General features: G+C 32.0%; 14 protein-coding genes. 7 read left to right on the plus strand and 7 right to left on the minus strand.

Going from position 1 to position 17,076, the window contains the following annotated elements; all coding sequences use genetic code 11:
- The first annotated feature begins 27 nt into the window (after window positions 1–27).
- Window positions 28–2,196 (plus strand): TonB-dependent siderophore receptor, encoded by a 2,169-nt coding sequence (locus tag B3792_RS00065; RefSeq protein ID WP_291047235.1) that lies wholly within the window; start codon window positions 28–30, stop codon window positions 2,194–2,196.
- A 118-nt stretch (window positions 2,197–2,314) separates the two neighbouring features.
- Entirely contained in the window at window positions 2,315–2,803 is a 489-nt protein-coding gene (locus B3792_RS00070; RefSeq protein WP_219034399.1) for a TlpA family protein disulfide reductase, read from the plus strand.
- Window positions 2,804–2,871: 68 nt separating this feature from the next.
- On the opposite strand, the gene B3792_RS00075 is transcribed toward B3792_RS00070, so the two are convergent.
- From B3792_RS00075 to B3792_RS00090, 4 genes are all read right to left on the minus strand, one after another.
- Complete coding sequence (locus B3792_RS00075) at window positions 2,872–3,822, minus strand: FKBP-type peptidyl-prolyl cis-trans isomerase (RefSeq protein ID WP_125349774.1); 951 nt, start codon at window positions 3,820–3,822, stop codon at window positions 2,872–2,874.
- Between the two features lie 41 nt (window positions 3,823–3,863).
- Window positions 3,864–4,295 (minus strand): hypothetical protein, encoded by a 432-nt coding sequence (locus B3792_RS00080; RefSeq protein ID WP_115001825.1) that lies wholly within the window; start codon window positions 4,293–4,295, stop codon window positions 3,864–3,866.
- A gap of 209 nt (window positions 4,296–4,504) precedes the next feature.
- The gene (gene dnaX / locus B3792_RS00085) at window positions 4,505–5,593 is read right to left on the minus strand and encodes a DNA polymerase III subunit gamma/tau (RefSeq protein ID WP_282630296.1); all 1,089 of its coding nucleotides are present in this window, start codon (window positions 5,591–5,593) and stop codon (window positions 4,505–4,507) included.
- A gap of 28 nt (window positions 5,594–5,621) precedes the next feature.
- Entirely contained in the window at window positions 5,622–5,978 is a 357-nt protein-coding gene (locus B3792_RS00090) for an SdpI family protein (RefSeq protein ID WP_286495544.1), read from the minus strand.
- A 113-nt stretch (window positions 5,979–6,091) separates the two neighbouring features.
- Between B3792_RS00090 and B3792_RS00095 the strand changes: the two genes are divergently transcribed.
- From B3792_RS00095 to B3792_RS00115, 5 genes are all read left to right on the plus strand, one after another.
- A complete protein-coding gene (locus B3792_RS00095; RefSeq protein WP_291047234.1) occupies window positions 6,092–8,656 on the plus strand; it encodes an FtsK/SpoIIIE family DNA translocase in 2,565 nt (854 codons plus the stop codon).
- Window positions 8,657–8,689: 33 nt separating this feature from the next.
- Window positions 8,690–9,319, plus strand: coding sequence for a LolA family protein (locus B3792_RS00100; RefSeq protein WP_221854525.1), 630 nt, complete (start codon window positions 8,690–8,692; stop codon window positions 9,317–9,319).
- A gap of 3 nt (window positions 9,320–9,322) precedes the next feature.
- Complete coding sequence (locus B3792_RS00105) at window positions 9,323–10,783, plus strand: LptF/LptG family permease (RefSeq protein WP_291047232.1); 1,461 nt, start codon at window positions 9,323–9,325, stop codon at window positions 10,781–10,783.
- A 9-nt stretch (window positions 10,784–10,792) separates the two neighbouring features.
- A complete protein-coding gene (gene ribB, locus B3792_RS00110; RefSeq protein ID WP_291047230.1) occupies window positions 10,793–11,917 on the plus strand; it encodes a 3,4-dihydroxy-2-butanone-4-phosphate synthase in 1,125 nt (374 codons plus the stop codon).
- A gap of 108 nt (window positions 11,918–12,025) precedes the next feature.
- Complete coding sequence (locus B3792_RS00115) at window positions 12,026–13,330, plus strand: Ig-like domain-containing protein (protein WP_291068551.1); 1,305 nt, start codon at window positions 12,026–12,028, stop codon at window positions 13,328–13,330.
- A 72-nt stretch (window positions 13,331–13,402) separates the two neighbouring features.
- Here B3792_RS00115 and B3792_RS00120 read toward each other — a convergent pair whose 3' ends face one another.
- The 3 genes from B3792_RS00120 to rpsA form a co-directional block, all read right to left on the minus strand.
- Entirely contained in the window at window positions 13,403–14,362 is a 960-nt protein-coding gene (locus tag B3792_RS00120; protein WP_291047227.1) for an EamA family transporter, read from the minus strand.
- A gap of 62 nt (window positions 14,363–14,424) precedes the next feature.
- A complete protein-coding gene (locus B3792_RS00125; RefSeq protein WP_038332665.1) occupies window positions 14,425–14,901 on the minus strand; it encodes an Lrp/AsnC family transcriptional regulator in 477 nt (158 codons plus the stop codon).
- Between the two features lie 193 nt (window positions 14,902–15,094).
- Window positions 15,095–16,924 carry a 30S ribosomal protein S1 gene (gene rpsA, locus B3792_RS00130; RefSeq protein ID WP_219034405.1) on the minus strand — a complete coding sequence of 610 codons (1,830 nt, stop codon included), beginning with the start codon at window positions 16,922–16,924 and terminating at the stop codon, window positions 15,095–15,097.
- Window positions 16,925–17,076 lie beyond the last annotated feature (152 nt).

A 17,076-nucleotide genomic window follows, 5' to 3' on the forward strand; every position in this document is an offset into this window, starting at 1 on the left:
TTTATTTAGAATAAATATATATAACATATGAAACGAAATAATCTTCTACTTGCGTCAATTACTCTGCTTAGTTTTTCTACGGCATTTGCTCAAGAAACAACGAAAGAGAAAAAAGATTCAATTAGCAATCTACAAGAAGTTGAAATTTTTGGAGATCGTAACAAGAATCAAAGAGGTTTAGAAACAATTACACGTTTTCCTGCAAATCCTCAAAATCAAGTTCAATCTATTTCAATTATTTCTGAAAAGTTAATTGAAGAACAAGGTGCACAAACAATTACAGATGCTACTCGTAATGTACCAGGTGTTACGTTATTTGGAAGTTATGGAGGTATTCGCGAGTCGATGTCTATTCGTGGATATAGAGGAGTTCCTGTCTTAAAAAATGGTGTTCGTATGGACTCTGATTTCCGTACAGGATCTGCTGTTATTGATATGGCTGGTGTAGAATCTATTCAAGTTATTCGTGGTTCTGCTGCGGTTACACAAGGAATTGGAAATGGATTAGGTTCTGCTGGAGGTGTAATTAACGTTACAACAAAAACGCCACGTTACATCAACCAAGGACATATTTCTGCTCAATATGGAAGCTGGAATACTTTCCGTTCTACATATGATATTCAACGAACAGTTACAGAAGATAAAAATTTAGCTTTCCGTTTAACAGGTTCATATAACAATGGAGATAGTTATAGAGATGTTATTAACAGTAATTCTTTCTATGTAAATCCATCTATGGCTTGGAAAATTGATGATAAAACTGAATTTGTTGCTGAGTTTGATTATTACAAAGGAGATAAAACGCCAGATCGTGGAACTATCAATTTAGGAGATAATTTTACTGAAGCTTTATACGATATCGGTGATAAATTTATGGGATATGATATCGATAATACCGAAATCAAAAACTATTCTTACGCTGCTCGTATTACAAGACAGTTAACAAATAATATTAGTGCTAGAGTTGCTTACTTTAGTAACTTCTACAACAGTGACCAATTAGGAGCAACGTTAGCTTCACCAAAAGGAAGTACAGAATATAACATTCGTAATCGTGGATTAGGTCGTTCTTTTAGAGATGATAGAAACTCGACTTTACAAATTGACTTGATTGGTAAAGATATGAGATTTGGTGATTTCAAATGGAATTGGCAAGCTGGATATGATTATACAATCAACCGTTTAGAAACAAGAACTGCAGATGGTATCGGAACTATTGATCAAATTGATGTTTTCAAAGATATTAACCATTCGATCAACTTAACTCCTGAGCAAGAAGCTAAATTAGCTTGGAACAAAGACAAAACAAATCTATCAAGAGGTTATTCTTACGGATTTATGACACAACATCATTTCTCTTATAAAGATTTAATCACATTTGTTGGAGGTTTACGTTATAGCTATTTAATCGATAACCACGATGGTGTTGTAGATCCTGTTGTTGGTTTAGTTGTTTCTCCTTGGAGAAATGTAAATGCTTACATTACTTATGCAACAAACACAAGTTTACGCTCTGCTTTAAACATTATGACTGATGGAAGCAAAGCTGGACCTTCTGTTACAGATCAAGTAGAAGTTGGTGTTAAAACACAATGGTTCAACGACCGTTTACGTGCAAACGTAGTTTACTTCAACATGAACAACGATAACTTAACATTCGAAACATACGAAAATCAAACAGCAACTGGTTTATACGAAAAAGCTGGTAATTTGAGACGTAAAGGTATCGAGTTTGAAGTTGCTGGTCGTCCATTACCAAACTTACAAGTTATGTTAGGATATGCATACTTAGATGCTGGTTACCACGATTCTCCTCAATATGTAGAAGATTCAAGACCATCTAATGCGCCTTACAATACAGCAAATGCTTGGGTTCAATATAAATTTATTGAAAATAATTTCTTGAATGGTTTCACTGTTTCTGCTGGTGTTTACTACGTAGGTTCAAGACCATCTAACGAACAAAGTTTAGATCGTGATGCTCATGGTAATTTCTACGGAGGAAGCAAACCTTTCTTATTGCCAGATTATTATACATTAAATGCGCAAGTTGGATATTCTATGAAAAGATTTGACTTCCGTTTATTCTTTAATAACATTACAGATCAGTTAGGATACAATTCTTACTTCCGTGGAGGTTACATCAACCAAATCGATCCATTTAATATGGCTGCACAAGTAAATTTCAAATTCTAATTTTCTCAGAGTTAAACATATTTTTAGCATTTATTTAATAGGAAAACGACAGTTTTATAAACTGTCGTTTTTATTTTGGATAGAATTGACTAACTTTCGTCAAAATTTTTCTTAAAACATGAAAACAAAAATTACTGCTTTATTGATATTCTTTTGTTCGATTTTTACATTTGCACAAACAGAAAATACGCTAAAATCTATTCCAGAATTTTCTTTTGTAAAAATGCAATCCGAAGGAATTTTCAGTTCAAAAGATATCAAAAAAGGAAAACAAACGTTAATCGTTTTATATTCGCCAACATGTATTCACTGCCAATTAGCCTTGAATCATTTTAGCAATAATTACGAAGAACATTTAAAAAACACTCAGATTATTTTGGTTTCTGAATACGAAGCAAAAGACGCTATCCCTTTCCTAAAAGAGCACGCATCTAATTTTGTAAACAATAAAAATGTAGAATTATTATATGATTCTAATTACGAATTTGGTCCAATTTTTCAACCAACTTCTATTCCTACATTTTATTTATTCGACAAGGATAAAAATCTTGTTACAATCAAAAAAGGTTCTGTAGAAGCAAATCAAATTTTTAAATATTTGAAATAATTTAAAAATTAATCCATAAAAAAAATCCACTCAATTGAGTGGATTTTTTTGTTATATCTAATCGATGATTATTTACCTTGTTGTGCTTGAGCTTCGAATTGTTTTTGTAATTCTTTAATTTGCTCTTCAGATAAACCTTGTCCTCCTTGCGCACCTGGTTGACCTTGTGGCGCTGGTTGACCTTCTTTAAAGTCTACTAATTCTACTTCGAACTCTAATGCTTGGTTTGGTCCAATTTGTCCTCCAGGAGCTCCCATTTCACCGTAACCTAAGTTAGCTGGAATATAGAATTTGTATTTAGATCCTTTAGACATTAATTGTAAACCTTCTGACCATCCTGGAATAACTTGGTTCAAAGGAAATTCTACACCTCCTTTAGCTTCAGGGTTTTTATCTGTACTGTCAAAAGTTTTACCAGTAGCTAAAATTTTACCAGTATATTTTACTTTAACAATACTATTAATGTTTGGTTTAGCACCTGTTCCTTCTTTTTCTACAACATAAACTAATCCAGAAGCAGTTGTTTTAGCACCAGAAGTTTTTTTCTTCTCGTCTACTAATTTTTTAGACTCGTCTGCATTTTTCTTAACCAAGTTTTGTTGGTGATTTTTTGCATACGTATCTAAAATTCCCATTCCCGCTTCTTGTGTAATCAACAATTTTTTGTGACGTACAACATCCATAATCCCTTGAACAATAATATCCTTGTCCATTTGATCTAATTGTTGTTGGTTAATAACCGTCTCAATTTGCTGACCAACTTGTTGACCAATCGCGTAAGATTCTCTACCTTCTTTACCTGCTTTTAAGTAATCGCGGATCCCTTTTTCTAATTGATCGTAGTTGATACTATCAGTTTCAACTAAACGTCCTCCAAGACCTTTGATTTGCTCACCAAGACCAGTTCCGAAAGCATAAGAAGCTTTTTGATCTTCGCTTTCTAATTTGTCTACAGATTTTCCTTTGTTACAAGACACTAACGACGCAACAACAAAAATCCCTAAAAGAACTTTTTTCATTATTTATAAAAATTTATTGCAAGTTTAATAAGAAACTTTCATTAATCATACAAATCTAAACCAAATTCTTCTTTTAATTTTAACAAAATAGGGTTTTTATCTGATAATTTCTCAAATTTCTCTTTGTTTGATAAGATATGATTCGTTGCTTCCTTCTCAGAAAACTTAATCTGAATACTAAAATAGTGATTCTTAAGGAATGCTCTCAAACTATTTCTAATTCGATCGCGGTATTCCTCAAACTCTTGTTCTGATGAATGCGAAGTAAATTCGAAAATAATTTCATCACCTTCCAAACCAAGTTCTGTTGTCATCAAAGCGTTATAAGACGGAATATTATGTTCGATTTTTAATCGATCCAAAAATCTTTTCCAGCCTTCTTTTACTTGATCCAATGTAAACTTTTCTCGAGGTAAATCATTTCGTAAAATCTCTTCCTGATGTTCTTCAACTTTTGCCCCAGGCAAAGCCATTTTAAGACTAAACGACGAATTACCATTTGTTCTGATCGGTTTTGAAGCACGCGTATATTCTTTGACTTCTTCAGAAATCGAAGTTTTAGCATGTTGCGTATTTACCTGCTGCGGAGTTTGTCCATTTTGTGGAATAGAATTATTTTGCTGAACTTGAGGAACTTCAATTTTAGAAGTTTGTTGTTCAGAAAAATAAAACGTTGGCGGAACTATCCTATACTTTTTTTTTTAAGCCCGTTTTCTTCTGCTGTTAACGAAGCCAATTGCATCAGTGCAATTTCAACTGTTAAACGTGGATTTTTACTCGATTTGTAGTTTAAATCTGCTTCATTACAAATTTCGATTGCTCCAAATAAAAACGTTGCCGAACATTTTTGCGCATGTTCCAAATATTTTGCTTTTATACGCTCACCAACTTCCAACAAACTTACTGTATTAGCTGTTTTCGCCATCAATAAATCTCGGAAATGAGCACCCAAACCACAAATAAATAAATGAGCATCAAAACCTTTGTTCAAAATATCATTCAGTTGCAACATCGCTTGCGGAATATCATTTTCCAAACACGCATCTGTCATCTTGAAATAGTAATCGTAATCTAATACATTCAAATTTTCTGCAACAGAAGAATAAGTCAAATTTTTATTCGTAAAAGTTGCCATTCTATCAAAGATTGACAATGAATCGCGTAAGGCACCATCAGCTTTTTGAGCAATCAAATGCAATGCATCATCTTCAAAAGTTACTTGTTCTTTTTCAGCAACATTTTTCAAATGTCCTTTGATATCTTCAACTCCAATTCTTTTGAAATCATAAATCTGACAACGAGAAAGAATAGTAGGAATAATTTTATGTTTTTCTGTAGTTGCCAAAATAAAAATTGCATGTGCAGGTGGCTCTTCTAACGTTTTCAGAAACGCATTGAAAGCCGCTGTTGACAACATATGAACCTCATCAATAATGTAGACACGATATTTCCCAATTTGAGGAACTATACGCACTTGATCGATTAAATTTCTGATATCATCAACCGAATTATTAGACGCCGCATCCAACTCAAAAATATTGAAAGCAAAATCTTGATCGCCTTCTACTCCATTTTCTTCGTTGATTTTACGCGCTAAAATTCGAGCACATGTTGTTTTTCCAACACCTCTTGGTCCACAAAATAAAAGAGCTTGTGGCAATTGATTTGACTTTATCGCTTGCTCCAAAGTATTTGTAATAGACGCTTGTCCAACTACATCTTCAAAATTTAACGGGCGATATTTTCTGGCTGAAACAACAAAATTTTCCATACTATTGGCAAATATAATGGTTATAATTTTAAGAATTAAATCTATTCATTTTTTTTAATTTTTTTTCTGTCAAAACGAATGTTAAAAAACAAAAGGTAGTCATACAACCTAGTGAAATAATTGAAGCAAAGATGTAATTTATTTCAAATAAAAGTCCTGATAAGGCAATTAATAAAAAAATTACTCCAAAATAAAACATAATTTTTCTGGAATATTTTTGTGCAAAATTCCAATTCTCAATATTTTTCATTGATAAGTTTGACCTATAACCATATAATGGATTAATATTTTTTGCAGGAAAAATTAATTGTACAATTCCCATAATTATAAATATTAGACCAAATAATAAGGATAAAATAAAAAAAGGGCTTTCTGTATTCATCATAAAAAAAAATTAAATCATCTTAGTCTTTATCATTTTATATAAAATTAAATACTTTTCGTTAGATTCGTACTTTTAGATTTATTATTTTTGCTTCAATTATACTCAACCTTAAAATGGCTATAAAAAACACACAGGAAACACCAAAAACTCCTAAAAAACAAATCGTCAAAACAATTATAGGTATACTGTTTTTAGTAATCGGTTTATTACTATTAGCTTCGTTTATTTCTTATTTTTTTAATGGTTTTATGGATCAGAGCCAAATCTCTGATTTATTAGATAAAAGTCAAACCGCCGAAAATATTTTCGGGAAGTTTGGCGCATTATTAGGTGAAACATTCATTTTGCAAGGAATCGGAATTGTTTCATTTTTTGTCCCAGTCTTCTTTATTCTCTTAGGAGTTAAAGTTGCTACAAATTGGAAAAAAATTAAGCCTTTCACAACGCTTTATCAAAGCATTTTCTTCATGATTTGGTTGCCAATATTTTTTGGTTGTATTTTACCAACTCAACACATGTTTTCTGGCGTAATGGGATTTGAAATTAATGATTTCCTAAATAGCTTTATTGGTAAATGGGGTGTAATTTTATTGCTTTTCGTTAGTTTATTGATTTATTGTGTCATTCATTTCCGAATGACGTATCAATCTATCCAAGAAAAAATGGAAGAACGTGCGAAACAAAAAGAAATTGAGCGCATAGAAAAAGAGCAAGAAAAAATCAAGAGAGAACAGCTTGAATTAAGAAAACGTAAGGAAAAAGAAGAACAAGAAAAGATAAATAAATTCAATCAAGATGCTGAAAAGCAACAAGAAGATAGTTTATCGCAAGAATTAGAATTGATAGAACAACAAGAGAAAGAAGCAATTCAATCTCATAAAGTAAATCCAAACGAAGCATTTCATCAAGAATTTAAAATTAATCAACCAAAAGAGGAAGAAACAATCGAAGAAACTCCACTTAATATTACAGAATTAGTGGTTGAAGATTTGGCAGATGATGAGGAAGAAAATAATCAAGTAGATTTTTTATCAATTAATGATGAAGAAAATTTAGAAACAGAAATTCAACCAACTCAAAACTCTTCTGAAAATGGATTAGAATTAAAAGTTCAACACGTTGATGAAGAAGAAGAATTTGAAGCGACTTCTGCTCGATTGGTACAAGAGCAAGGTGAATACAATCAACGTTTAGATTTACCAAATTATCAATTTCCTCCTATTTCATTGTTAAAAAAATATGACAACGGAAATACCTTAATTGATCAAAAAGAATTAGAAACGAACAAAAATAGAATTGTCGAAACCTTAGGAAACTATGGAATCGGAATCGATGAAATTTCTGCAACAATCGGTCCTACAGTTACATTGTACGAAATTGTACCAAAAGCTGGTGTTCGTATTTCTAAAATCAAAAATCTTGAGGACGATATTGCCTTAAGTTTGGCTGCGCTTGGTATTCGTATTATTGCGCCGATTCCTGGAAAAGGAACAATTGGTATTGAGGTTCCAAATTCTAATCCTTCGATGGTTTCCATGCATTCGGTAATTGCTTCTCAAAAGTTCCAAAATGCTGATATGGAATTGCCAATTGCTTTCGGGAAAACAATTACGAACGAAACCTTTGTTGCCGATTTAGCAAAAATGCCTCATTTGTTGATGGCTGGTGCAACGGGACAAGGTAAATCGGTTGGTTTGAATGCAATTATTGCTTCGTTAATCTATAAAAAACATCCATCTGAATTAAAGTTTGTGATGGTCGATCCTAAGAAAGTTGAGCTTACTTTATATTCTAAAATCGAGCGTCATTATTTAGCAAAATTACCAGATTCGGAAGAAGCAATTATCACAGATAATACAAAAGTAATTAACACGTTAAATTCACTTTGTATTGAAATGGATGATCGTTACGAATTATTGAAAAATGCTTTCGTTCGAAATATCAAAGAATATAACGCGAAGTTCAAACAACGTAAATTAAATCCAGAAGCTGGTCACAGATTCTTACCATATATTGTATTAATCGTGGATGAGTTTGCAGATTTGATTATGACAGCTGGTAAAGAAGTTGAATTACCGATTGCTCGTTTAGCTCAGTTGGCTCGTGCTGTTGGTATTCACTTGATTGTTGCAACTCAACGTCCGTCTGTAAATGTGATTACAGGAACAATTAAAGCCAATTTCCCAGGACGTGTCGCTTTCCGTGTAACGTCAAAAATCGATTCGAGAACGATTTTAGATTCGCAAGGAGCCGATCAATTAATTGGTAAAGGTGATATGTTGTACACCACTGGAAACGAATTAATTCGCTTACAATGTGCGTTTGTTGATACACCAGAAGTCGATAAAATCACCGAATTTATTGGTGAACAACGTGGTTATCCAGATGCAATGCATTTACCAGAATATGTTGGTGAAGAAGGTGGATCTAATTTAGATATTGATTTATCTGATCGTGATGTACTTTTTGAAGATGCTGCACGATTAATTGTAATGAATCAACAAGGTTCCGCGTCTTTATTACAACGAAAATTAAAATTAGGATATAATCGCGCCGGACGATTAATTGATCAATTGGAAGCTGCTGGAATTGTTGGTCCTTTCGAAGGAAGTAAAGCAAGACAGGTATTGATACAAGATGACATGAGTTTGGAACAGTTGTTGAATAATTTGAACTAAAATTTATTAAAAACAGATAGAAAATTAAATTGTATGAAAAAGATAATCTATTCTTTCATACTCTTATTAGTAGGGGTTGGAACATTAAACGCTCAATCAGCAAAACAAATCTTAGACAAAGTTTACGCTAAATATACCAACGCAAACTCGTATTACATCAAATTTGATTTTAGCCATAATGCAAATGGAAAATCAACAAGTCGTTCGGGAGAAGTTTTTGCAATGAAGCAAAAATTTAACTTGAATGTAGGCGATATCAACCAAATTTTTACAGGAACAAAATTATATACAATTGCAAAAGATGACAAAGAAGTAACTATTTCTGATGCATCTAACACAGATGATTTCTTAACACCAACTAAAGTTTTGAACACGTATCGTACTAATTTCACCTACGCTTTAACAGATAAAAAAACGGTTGGAGGAAAAACAATTCAGTATATAAAATTAACTCCAACTAAAACTTCAACAATCAAATATTCGGTTTTAGGAGTCAATACAGCGAATAATGAAATCTACGATTACAAGGAATATGGTAAAAATGGTGATACAACATCAATCATTGTAAAAGATTACGTTCAAAATTTACTTATTCACAAAAGTTACTTTAACTTTGACCAAAAGAAATATAAGTCGCAAGGCTATATGATTACTCAATTATAATCAATGTTAAAAAAACTTGACTGGTATATAATCAAGACCTTTTTAGGTCCATTTTTTTTCATATTTAGTGTTCTATTTTTCATCTTTATCGTGCAATTTGCATGGCAACAAATGGAAAAATTTGTTGGAAAAGGTTTAGAATGGTACACTATTACCGAATTACTTTTTTGGTTAGGAATTAACGTTATTCAGCTTGTATTACCGCTTACAATCCTTTTGGGGTCTATCATGACCATGGGAGGTTTTGGAGAACGATACGAATTAGCTGCAATGAAAGCGTCTGGAATTTCACTTACCAGAATCCTTGCACCATTGTTTACGTTAGTTGCTTTAATGTCTGTCGGATTGTATTTTTTCGGGGACAAAGTAATGCCTTATTCCCAACAAAAAGCGCGAACAATGTACTTCAATATCTTACAAACCAAACCAACGGTAAGTATGAAAGAAGGCGTTTTTATCGAAACCGTTCCAGGATTTCAAATGAAAATAAATAAAGTTTCGGGTGAAAATTCAGAAAAATTAGAAGATGTTTTTGTTCATCAAAATGCACCGTTTGGTGAAAATACGATGACAATTATTTCTAAAAGAGGAAATCTTGCGCCAGACAAAAACGATAATCATTATCTAAAAATGGAACTTTTTGATGGAATTGCTTATACCGATAATATCAAAAATAAAAACTTTGATCAACGCAAACGTCAAGAAAATCAATATACTAAATTTGATACATTAAACTATTATATTGACATTTCGGATATTTTAAATTCTGGTAAAGACGAAGACCCAGGAAACTCTTATAAATATTTGGACGGAAAAGGTTTAAGACATCTTATCGATTCATTAAACACAGATTATAAGAAGTATTACAAAGATTTGAAAACGAATATGTTTAATCAAAACTATTTCTATTCAATCAAAATAAAAGATATTGATACGGTAAAAACAAATATGATTTTTGACTTGAAAGAGCGAAATCGTCAAGAACAAGATCAAGTGCTTAATCAAGCTATACAAATGGTAAATCGTGATCAAGAAAATATGACGTTTTCTGAACAAGAAATTGTAAACAGAGAAAAGTTATATTCAAAAGTAAATATTCATTACCAACGAAATTTCTCGTATGCAGTAACATGTATTATTTTCTTTTTGATTGGATCATCATTAGGTGCAATCGTAAAAAAAGGAGGAATTGGAATGCCAGTTGTCATCTCAATTATCATTTTCGTTATTTATTTCATTCTTAATTTCTCGGCAGAAAATATGGCGAAAAACGGAAAATTAGATCCAACTTTTGCCGCTTGGGCAGCTAATATTATTGCGCTTCCGTTCTCTATTTTGTTTAGTTACAAAGCCAATCAAGATTCTGGATTATTTGATATCAGTATTTACGTTGATCCAATTGTAAAATACTTTAATAAGTTTAAGAAAACAAACAAAAACGAGGAGCATTCTCGTTATCAATAACATAAAACAATGGAAAATAGATCATCTCAATTAAACACAATTGAAGAAGCTTTAGAAGATTTAAAACAAGGAAAAGTTATCATTGTAGTTGACGATGAAGATCGTGAAAATGAAGGAGATTTCCTATGTATCGCCGAATTTGCAACGCCAGAAGTTATTAACTTTATGGTTACGCACGGACGCGGATTAGTTTGTACACCACTTACACAACAAAGATGTAAAGCATTAGGTTTGGACCTTATGGTTGGGCACAATACTGCAATTTACGAAACTAATTTTACGGTTTCTGTGGATCTACAAGGTCACGGATGTACGACAGGAATTTCGGCTTCTGATCGTTCTAAAACTATTCAAGCTTTAATTGACGAAAATACAAATCCAGATGATTTAGGAAAACCAGGACATATTTTCCCATTAATTGCAAAAGATGGTGGAGTTTTGGTTCGAATGGGACATACAGAAGCTGCTGTTGATTTGGCACGCATGGCAGGATATTATCCTGCTGGATGTATTGTCGAAATCTTGAAAGAAGATGGAGAAATGGCTCGCTTGCCAGAATTGTTAGAGATTGCAAAGAAATTTGATCTTAAAATTGTTTCGATTGAAGATTTGATTGCTTACCGATTAGAAAATGAATCCTTGGTAAAACGTATCGAGCAATTTCCTGCAAAAACAAGATTCGGAGAATATGAATTAATCGCTTATCAACAAACAACAAATAATCAAGTTCACTTCGCTTTGAAAAAAGGAAAATGGACAAAAGATGATGTAGTTCCAGTTCGTGTAAAATCGACAAATAGCTACTATGATTTGTTTAGCGCTTTACAAAACGGCGAAACACCATTGTTAGAAAAAACAATGAACATCATCAATGAAGAAGAAAAAGGTGTTGTAATTTTTATTAATAACATTCAAAGTTCTGAGTTGATTGAACAAAAATTAGAGATTTTCAAAAGTTTTTCTGAAGGAAAATCTAAATCAGGTGTTTTACCAGCCGATGAAAAAGATCACGGAATTGGCTCTCAAATCATCAAAGATTTAGGCATCCAAAAAATGAATTTGATTACACGCACTTTAGAAGAACCACATACGACGCAATACGGTTTGGAAATTGTAAAATGTACTAAATTGTAAGAAATAATTCATCACAATATACAAAAGCAGTTCTGAGAAGAGCTGCTTTTTTTTTTGAATCATTTTGTAACTTTTTGATTAAATTGACATCTCATATAAAAACACAATATGCAAAATAAAACTTTAGCTTTAATATTTTTTATTCTTACGAGTATTTCATTTGGACAAAATTCAATAGCTAATAAAATTTACACTTCTGATATAGATAATTTCTGGATAGCTTTTGATAGTATTCAAACTACAAATAATTATTCACAAAAAATAAAATTCATTAATACTTTATACATTGATAAAGGGACAAAAGGTTTAAAATCCTTTATGAAAGTAAGAGATTATAATGATACTCTTTATATTAAACTTATTGATAATTATCCTAAGTTTTGGAATTCTATTAGACCTAATACACTTACCATAAAAAATAAAACAAAAGAATTAACTAAAGCTGTAAAAAAACTAAAAAAACTATATCCTGAGCTAAAAGAAGGAGAAATGTATTTTACAATTGGTGGCTTGCGTTCAGGTGGAACTTTATATGAAAATATGGTTTTAGTTGGTTCTGAAATCGCTACAGGAATTCCAAAAACAGATGTTTCAGAATTTGAAAATGATTGGCTAAAAAATGTTTTTGCGAAGCAATCACTTGATAATATTATTTCACTAAATATTCATGAATATGTACACACACAACAAAAACCAAATGAAAACAACTCATTATTACACCATACCCTAAAAGAAGGTTCGTGCGATTTTATTACAGAGCTTGTTTTAGGAGAACCAATTGAAAAACAATATATTTTTTATGGAAAACAGCACTTCGATGATTTGAAAAAACAATTTAAAGAAGAGATGTTTATAGATGATTTTTCAAATTGGTTATACAATGGAGGACAAAAGGGTGAAGCTGCTGATCTGGGATATTTTATTGGATATGAAATATGTAAATCATATTACAATCAAGCTAAAAATAAAAAACAAGCGATAAAAGATATTATTGAACTGAATTATCAAGATGAAAAAGAAGTTGAAAATTTTCTAAGAAAATCTGGTTTTTACGAAGAAGGTTTTGATAAAGATCAATTAATAAAAGAATACGAAAAAAAACAACCTTATATCATAAAAATTGAGCCTTTCGAAAATGGTTCAACAAATATAGATTCATCTATCAAAGAATTTAAAATTATATTTTCTAAACCAATGAATCCAAAAGAATATTCAATAAGATTCTCAAAAAAAGGAAAAGAGTATAGTCCTAAGTTTACAAAAATCAATTTCTCTAATGATAACACTACATTCGTAATAACTATGGAATTAACTCCAACTAAAGAATATGAATTTGTAATTTCAAATGGTTTCAAATCAGAAGATGGCTACCCATTAAAATTAGACAACAATGAATTAATTATTAATTATTAATTTTAAAACTCAATAATACAAAAAAAGCTTCTCGAAATCGAGAAGCTTTCTTATTAATAATCATCATAATATTTAATGCGCATAATGTTTACGAGAAACAAAATGCAGAATTTTTTGAACTAATTTCGTGTTTTTGTATAAATTCCAATTCATTAATAAAACACTGAACAAAATTACTGCCAAACCATAAATCTGCAAATGAGTTACGACATCATCTGTAAAAAAATAACTCAATGCAACGGCTACAATAGGGTTTACATACGCATATGTAGAAACTTCTACAGCTGGACGATATTGTAACAACCAAACGTAAGAACCAAAAGCAAGAATAGAGCCAAAAGTTGTTAAATAAACCATTGCCAACCAATCTTCTGTCACTACATTCGCAAAATTGAAATTAGCATATTCTCCATTGAAGATTGCAACTGTATTAAACAAAACACCAGCAGTAATCATTTGCCAAGCCGTTTTGACCATGATGTTCAAATCTTCTTTTGGCTTTGTAACTTCTTTTTTCTGCTTTTCTGTTACATATTTTGAATACAAAGAACCTAACGTCCAAGCAATCGAACAAAAGATCAGAACAATCAACCCAATCATATTTAAGAACTGCTGATCTGCATCTGCGTGCACAGTGATTGTTTGTTCATAGAATAACATCAAAACTCCAACAAAACCTAACAAAACACCTAAAATCGTAGGAATACTTGAAAAATTTTGTTTCCATTTCGGTTTATCTAAGACAATAAACCAAATTGCTGCCGATGCTGCCATAATTGCAACAATTCCACTTGGTAAAAATTGTTCGGACCAAATAATCCCAGCCATATCAATAAACAACAACATAAAACCTGTAAACATACATTGTTTCACTATTTGTTTATCCCACAGCTTGTAACCTTTCAATTTACAATATCCCATCAACATTGTGCTCGCCGCAATAAAGCGAAACGAACCCAAAATAAACGGACTAAAACCATGCAAAGCCTTATCTATAAAAAAATAAGTTGATCCCCAAACTACATAAACCACGAAATACGCTGCAATAATCAGTCACTTACTTGGTTGATTCCCTTTCATTCAATCTCTATTTTTTAAATCGTTGGTATAACGATATTTTGTTCTTCTTTTATTGTTTGTAAAACTATAGTTGTACGCGTAGAAGTGATTCCGCCAATTTTACTCAAATGTTTGCGCATCAATTCCACCAAACCTTCGTTATCAGAAGTTCTCACTTTGATTAGATAACCATCTTCTCCAGCAATATCATGAACCTCTAAAACTTCTGGAATTTCGGCAAGTTGTCTTCCTACTGTTTCATCGCCGATAATATCTACGGTCTTGATAAACATATACGAAAGTAATTTTTGTCCAACTGCCACTGGATTTATTTTTGCGTGATAAGCCAAAATAACTTGCTTATTTTCAAGCTTTTTCACACGTTCTAATATTCCAGAAGGTGCCATTCCCAATTCTCTTGCGATATCTGCATTGTTAATGCGTGCATTATCTTGCATTAATCGCATGATTTTCAAATCAGTAGCATCTAAATTAAATTCTATCTTTTCCATTTCGACTGCAAAATTAAGATTATTTTGAATAATATTCAAAAAATATATTAAAAATTGTATCTTATTCTTGATATTATTTTAAACTGTAAATTAAATTCATTTTAAATTCCAGAAAAAACATCTTTATTCAAAAGAAAAGGCTGCTCAAAATTGAGCAGCCTTTCTATTATTTTAAAAAATTTCGGTTAGAGAATTAGTTTCCTCCTTCTTCCATTTTCTTTTTCAATGCAGCTAATTCATCGATATCTCCTAAAGTAGAAGTTTCGATTGTATTAGATGAATTGTTGTTGTTATTGTTGTTAGATGATCTCTCAGCTTTAACTTCTTCCTCACGGAAAGTTGCTGTATGAGAAACTACTACACGACGGAATTCTTTGTTGAACTCGATAACTTTGAAAGATGTTTCTTCACCTTTTTTGATACGAGATCCGTCTTCTTTCTCTAATGTACGAGCTGGAGCGAAAGCTTCAACGTCAGCATCTTCGAATTGAACTGTAGCACCTTTGTCAAATACATCAACTGCAACTCCTGTGTGAACTGTACCTACTGCATATTTAGCTTCGTACTGATCCCATGGGTTTTCAGTTAATTGTTTGTGACCTAAAGATAAACGACGAGCTTCTACGTCTAATTCTAAAACTACTACGTCTAAGATATCATCAACTGCACAGAATTCTGATGGGTGTTTGATTTTCTTAGTCCAAGATAAGTCAGAAATGTAGATTAATCCGTCAACACCTTCTTCTAATTCTACGAATACACCGAAGTTAGTGAAATTACGAACTTTACCTTTGTGAGTAGAACCTACTGGGTATTTAGTTGTAATATCTGTCCAAGGATCTGGAGTTAATTGTTTGATACCTAAAGACATTTTTCTTTCTTCTCTATCTAAAGTTAAAACTACTGCTTCAACCTCATCACCTACTTTTACGAAATCTTGAGCAGAACGTAAGTGAGTAGACCATGACATTTCAGAAACGTGGATTAAACCTTCTACACCTGGAGCAACCTCAACGAATGCACCGTAGTCAGCTAAAACAACTACTTTTCCTTTAACTTTATCACCAACTTTGATATCAGCATCTAAAGCATCCCATGGATGAGCTTCTAATTGTTTAATACCTAATTGGATACGAGATTTATCTTCGTCGAAATCTAAGATTACAACGTTGATTTTTTGTCCATCTTCTAAGATTTCAGATGGGTGGTTGATACGAGACCAAGATAAGTCAGTAATGTGGATTAAACCGTCAACACCTCCTAAGTCTACGAATACACCGTAAGATGTGATGTTTTTAACTTCACCTTCTAATACTTGTCCTTTCTCTAATTGAGCAACGATTTCTTTTTTCTGAACCTCGATATCAGCCTCGATTAACGCTTTGTGAGAAACTACTACGTTTTTGAATTCTGGGTTGATTTTAACAACTTTGAACTCCATAGTTTTTCCTACGAATTGTTCGTAATCACGGATTGGTTTAACATCGATTTGAGAACCTGGTAAGAAAGCTTCAATTCCGAATACGTCAACGATCATACCACCTTTAGTACGAGCTTTGATGTAACCGTTAACGATTTCTTGAGAATCGTGTGCTTTATTAACAGCATCCCATGCATTTAATGTACGAGCTTTTTTGTGAGATAAAATTAATTGACCATTTTTATCTTCACGTTGATCAACCATTACTTCAACGATATCCCCTACTTTCAAGTCTGAGTTGTAACGGAATTCGTTTAATGAAATAACACCTTCTGATTTGAAGTTGATATCTACGATAGCTTCTTTATCTGTAATACGTACAACTTGTCCTTTGAATACTTCATTCTCATGTAAGTCTTCTAAAGTTGTATCGTACATTTGCTCTAATTCAGCTTTTTCTTTACGATCTTCTTCGTTTAATCCTGATTCGAAAGATTCCCAATCAAATGATTCTGGCGCTACGTTTGCATTAGCAGACGCATCTAATACTGGAGTGTTTAATACAACTTCTTGTACCTCCTCTTGTTTTGTTTCTTTAGACATAATTCTAAAAATTTGTATCTCAATCTATTTTATTTCGGAATCTTCAAATGCAAATAAATGACCGAGAGATGTTTAACTTAATAATTAATCGCTTGATTCCTAAACCATTTTAGCGAGTGCAAAGATAAACAATTATATTTTAATATTTGGAA

This window comes from Empedobacter sp. UBA5924 (assembly GCF_002431085.1).
GTDB lineage: Bacteria > Bacteroidota > Bacteroidia > Flavobacteriales > Weeksellaceae > Empedobacter > Empedobacter falsenii_B.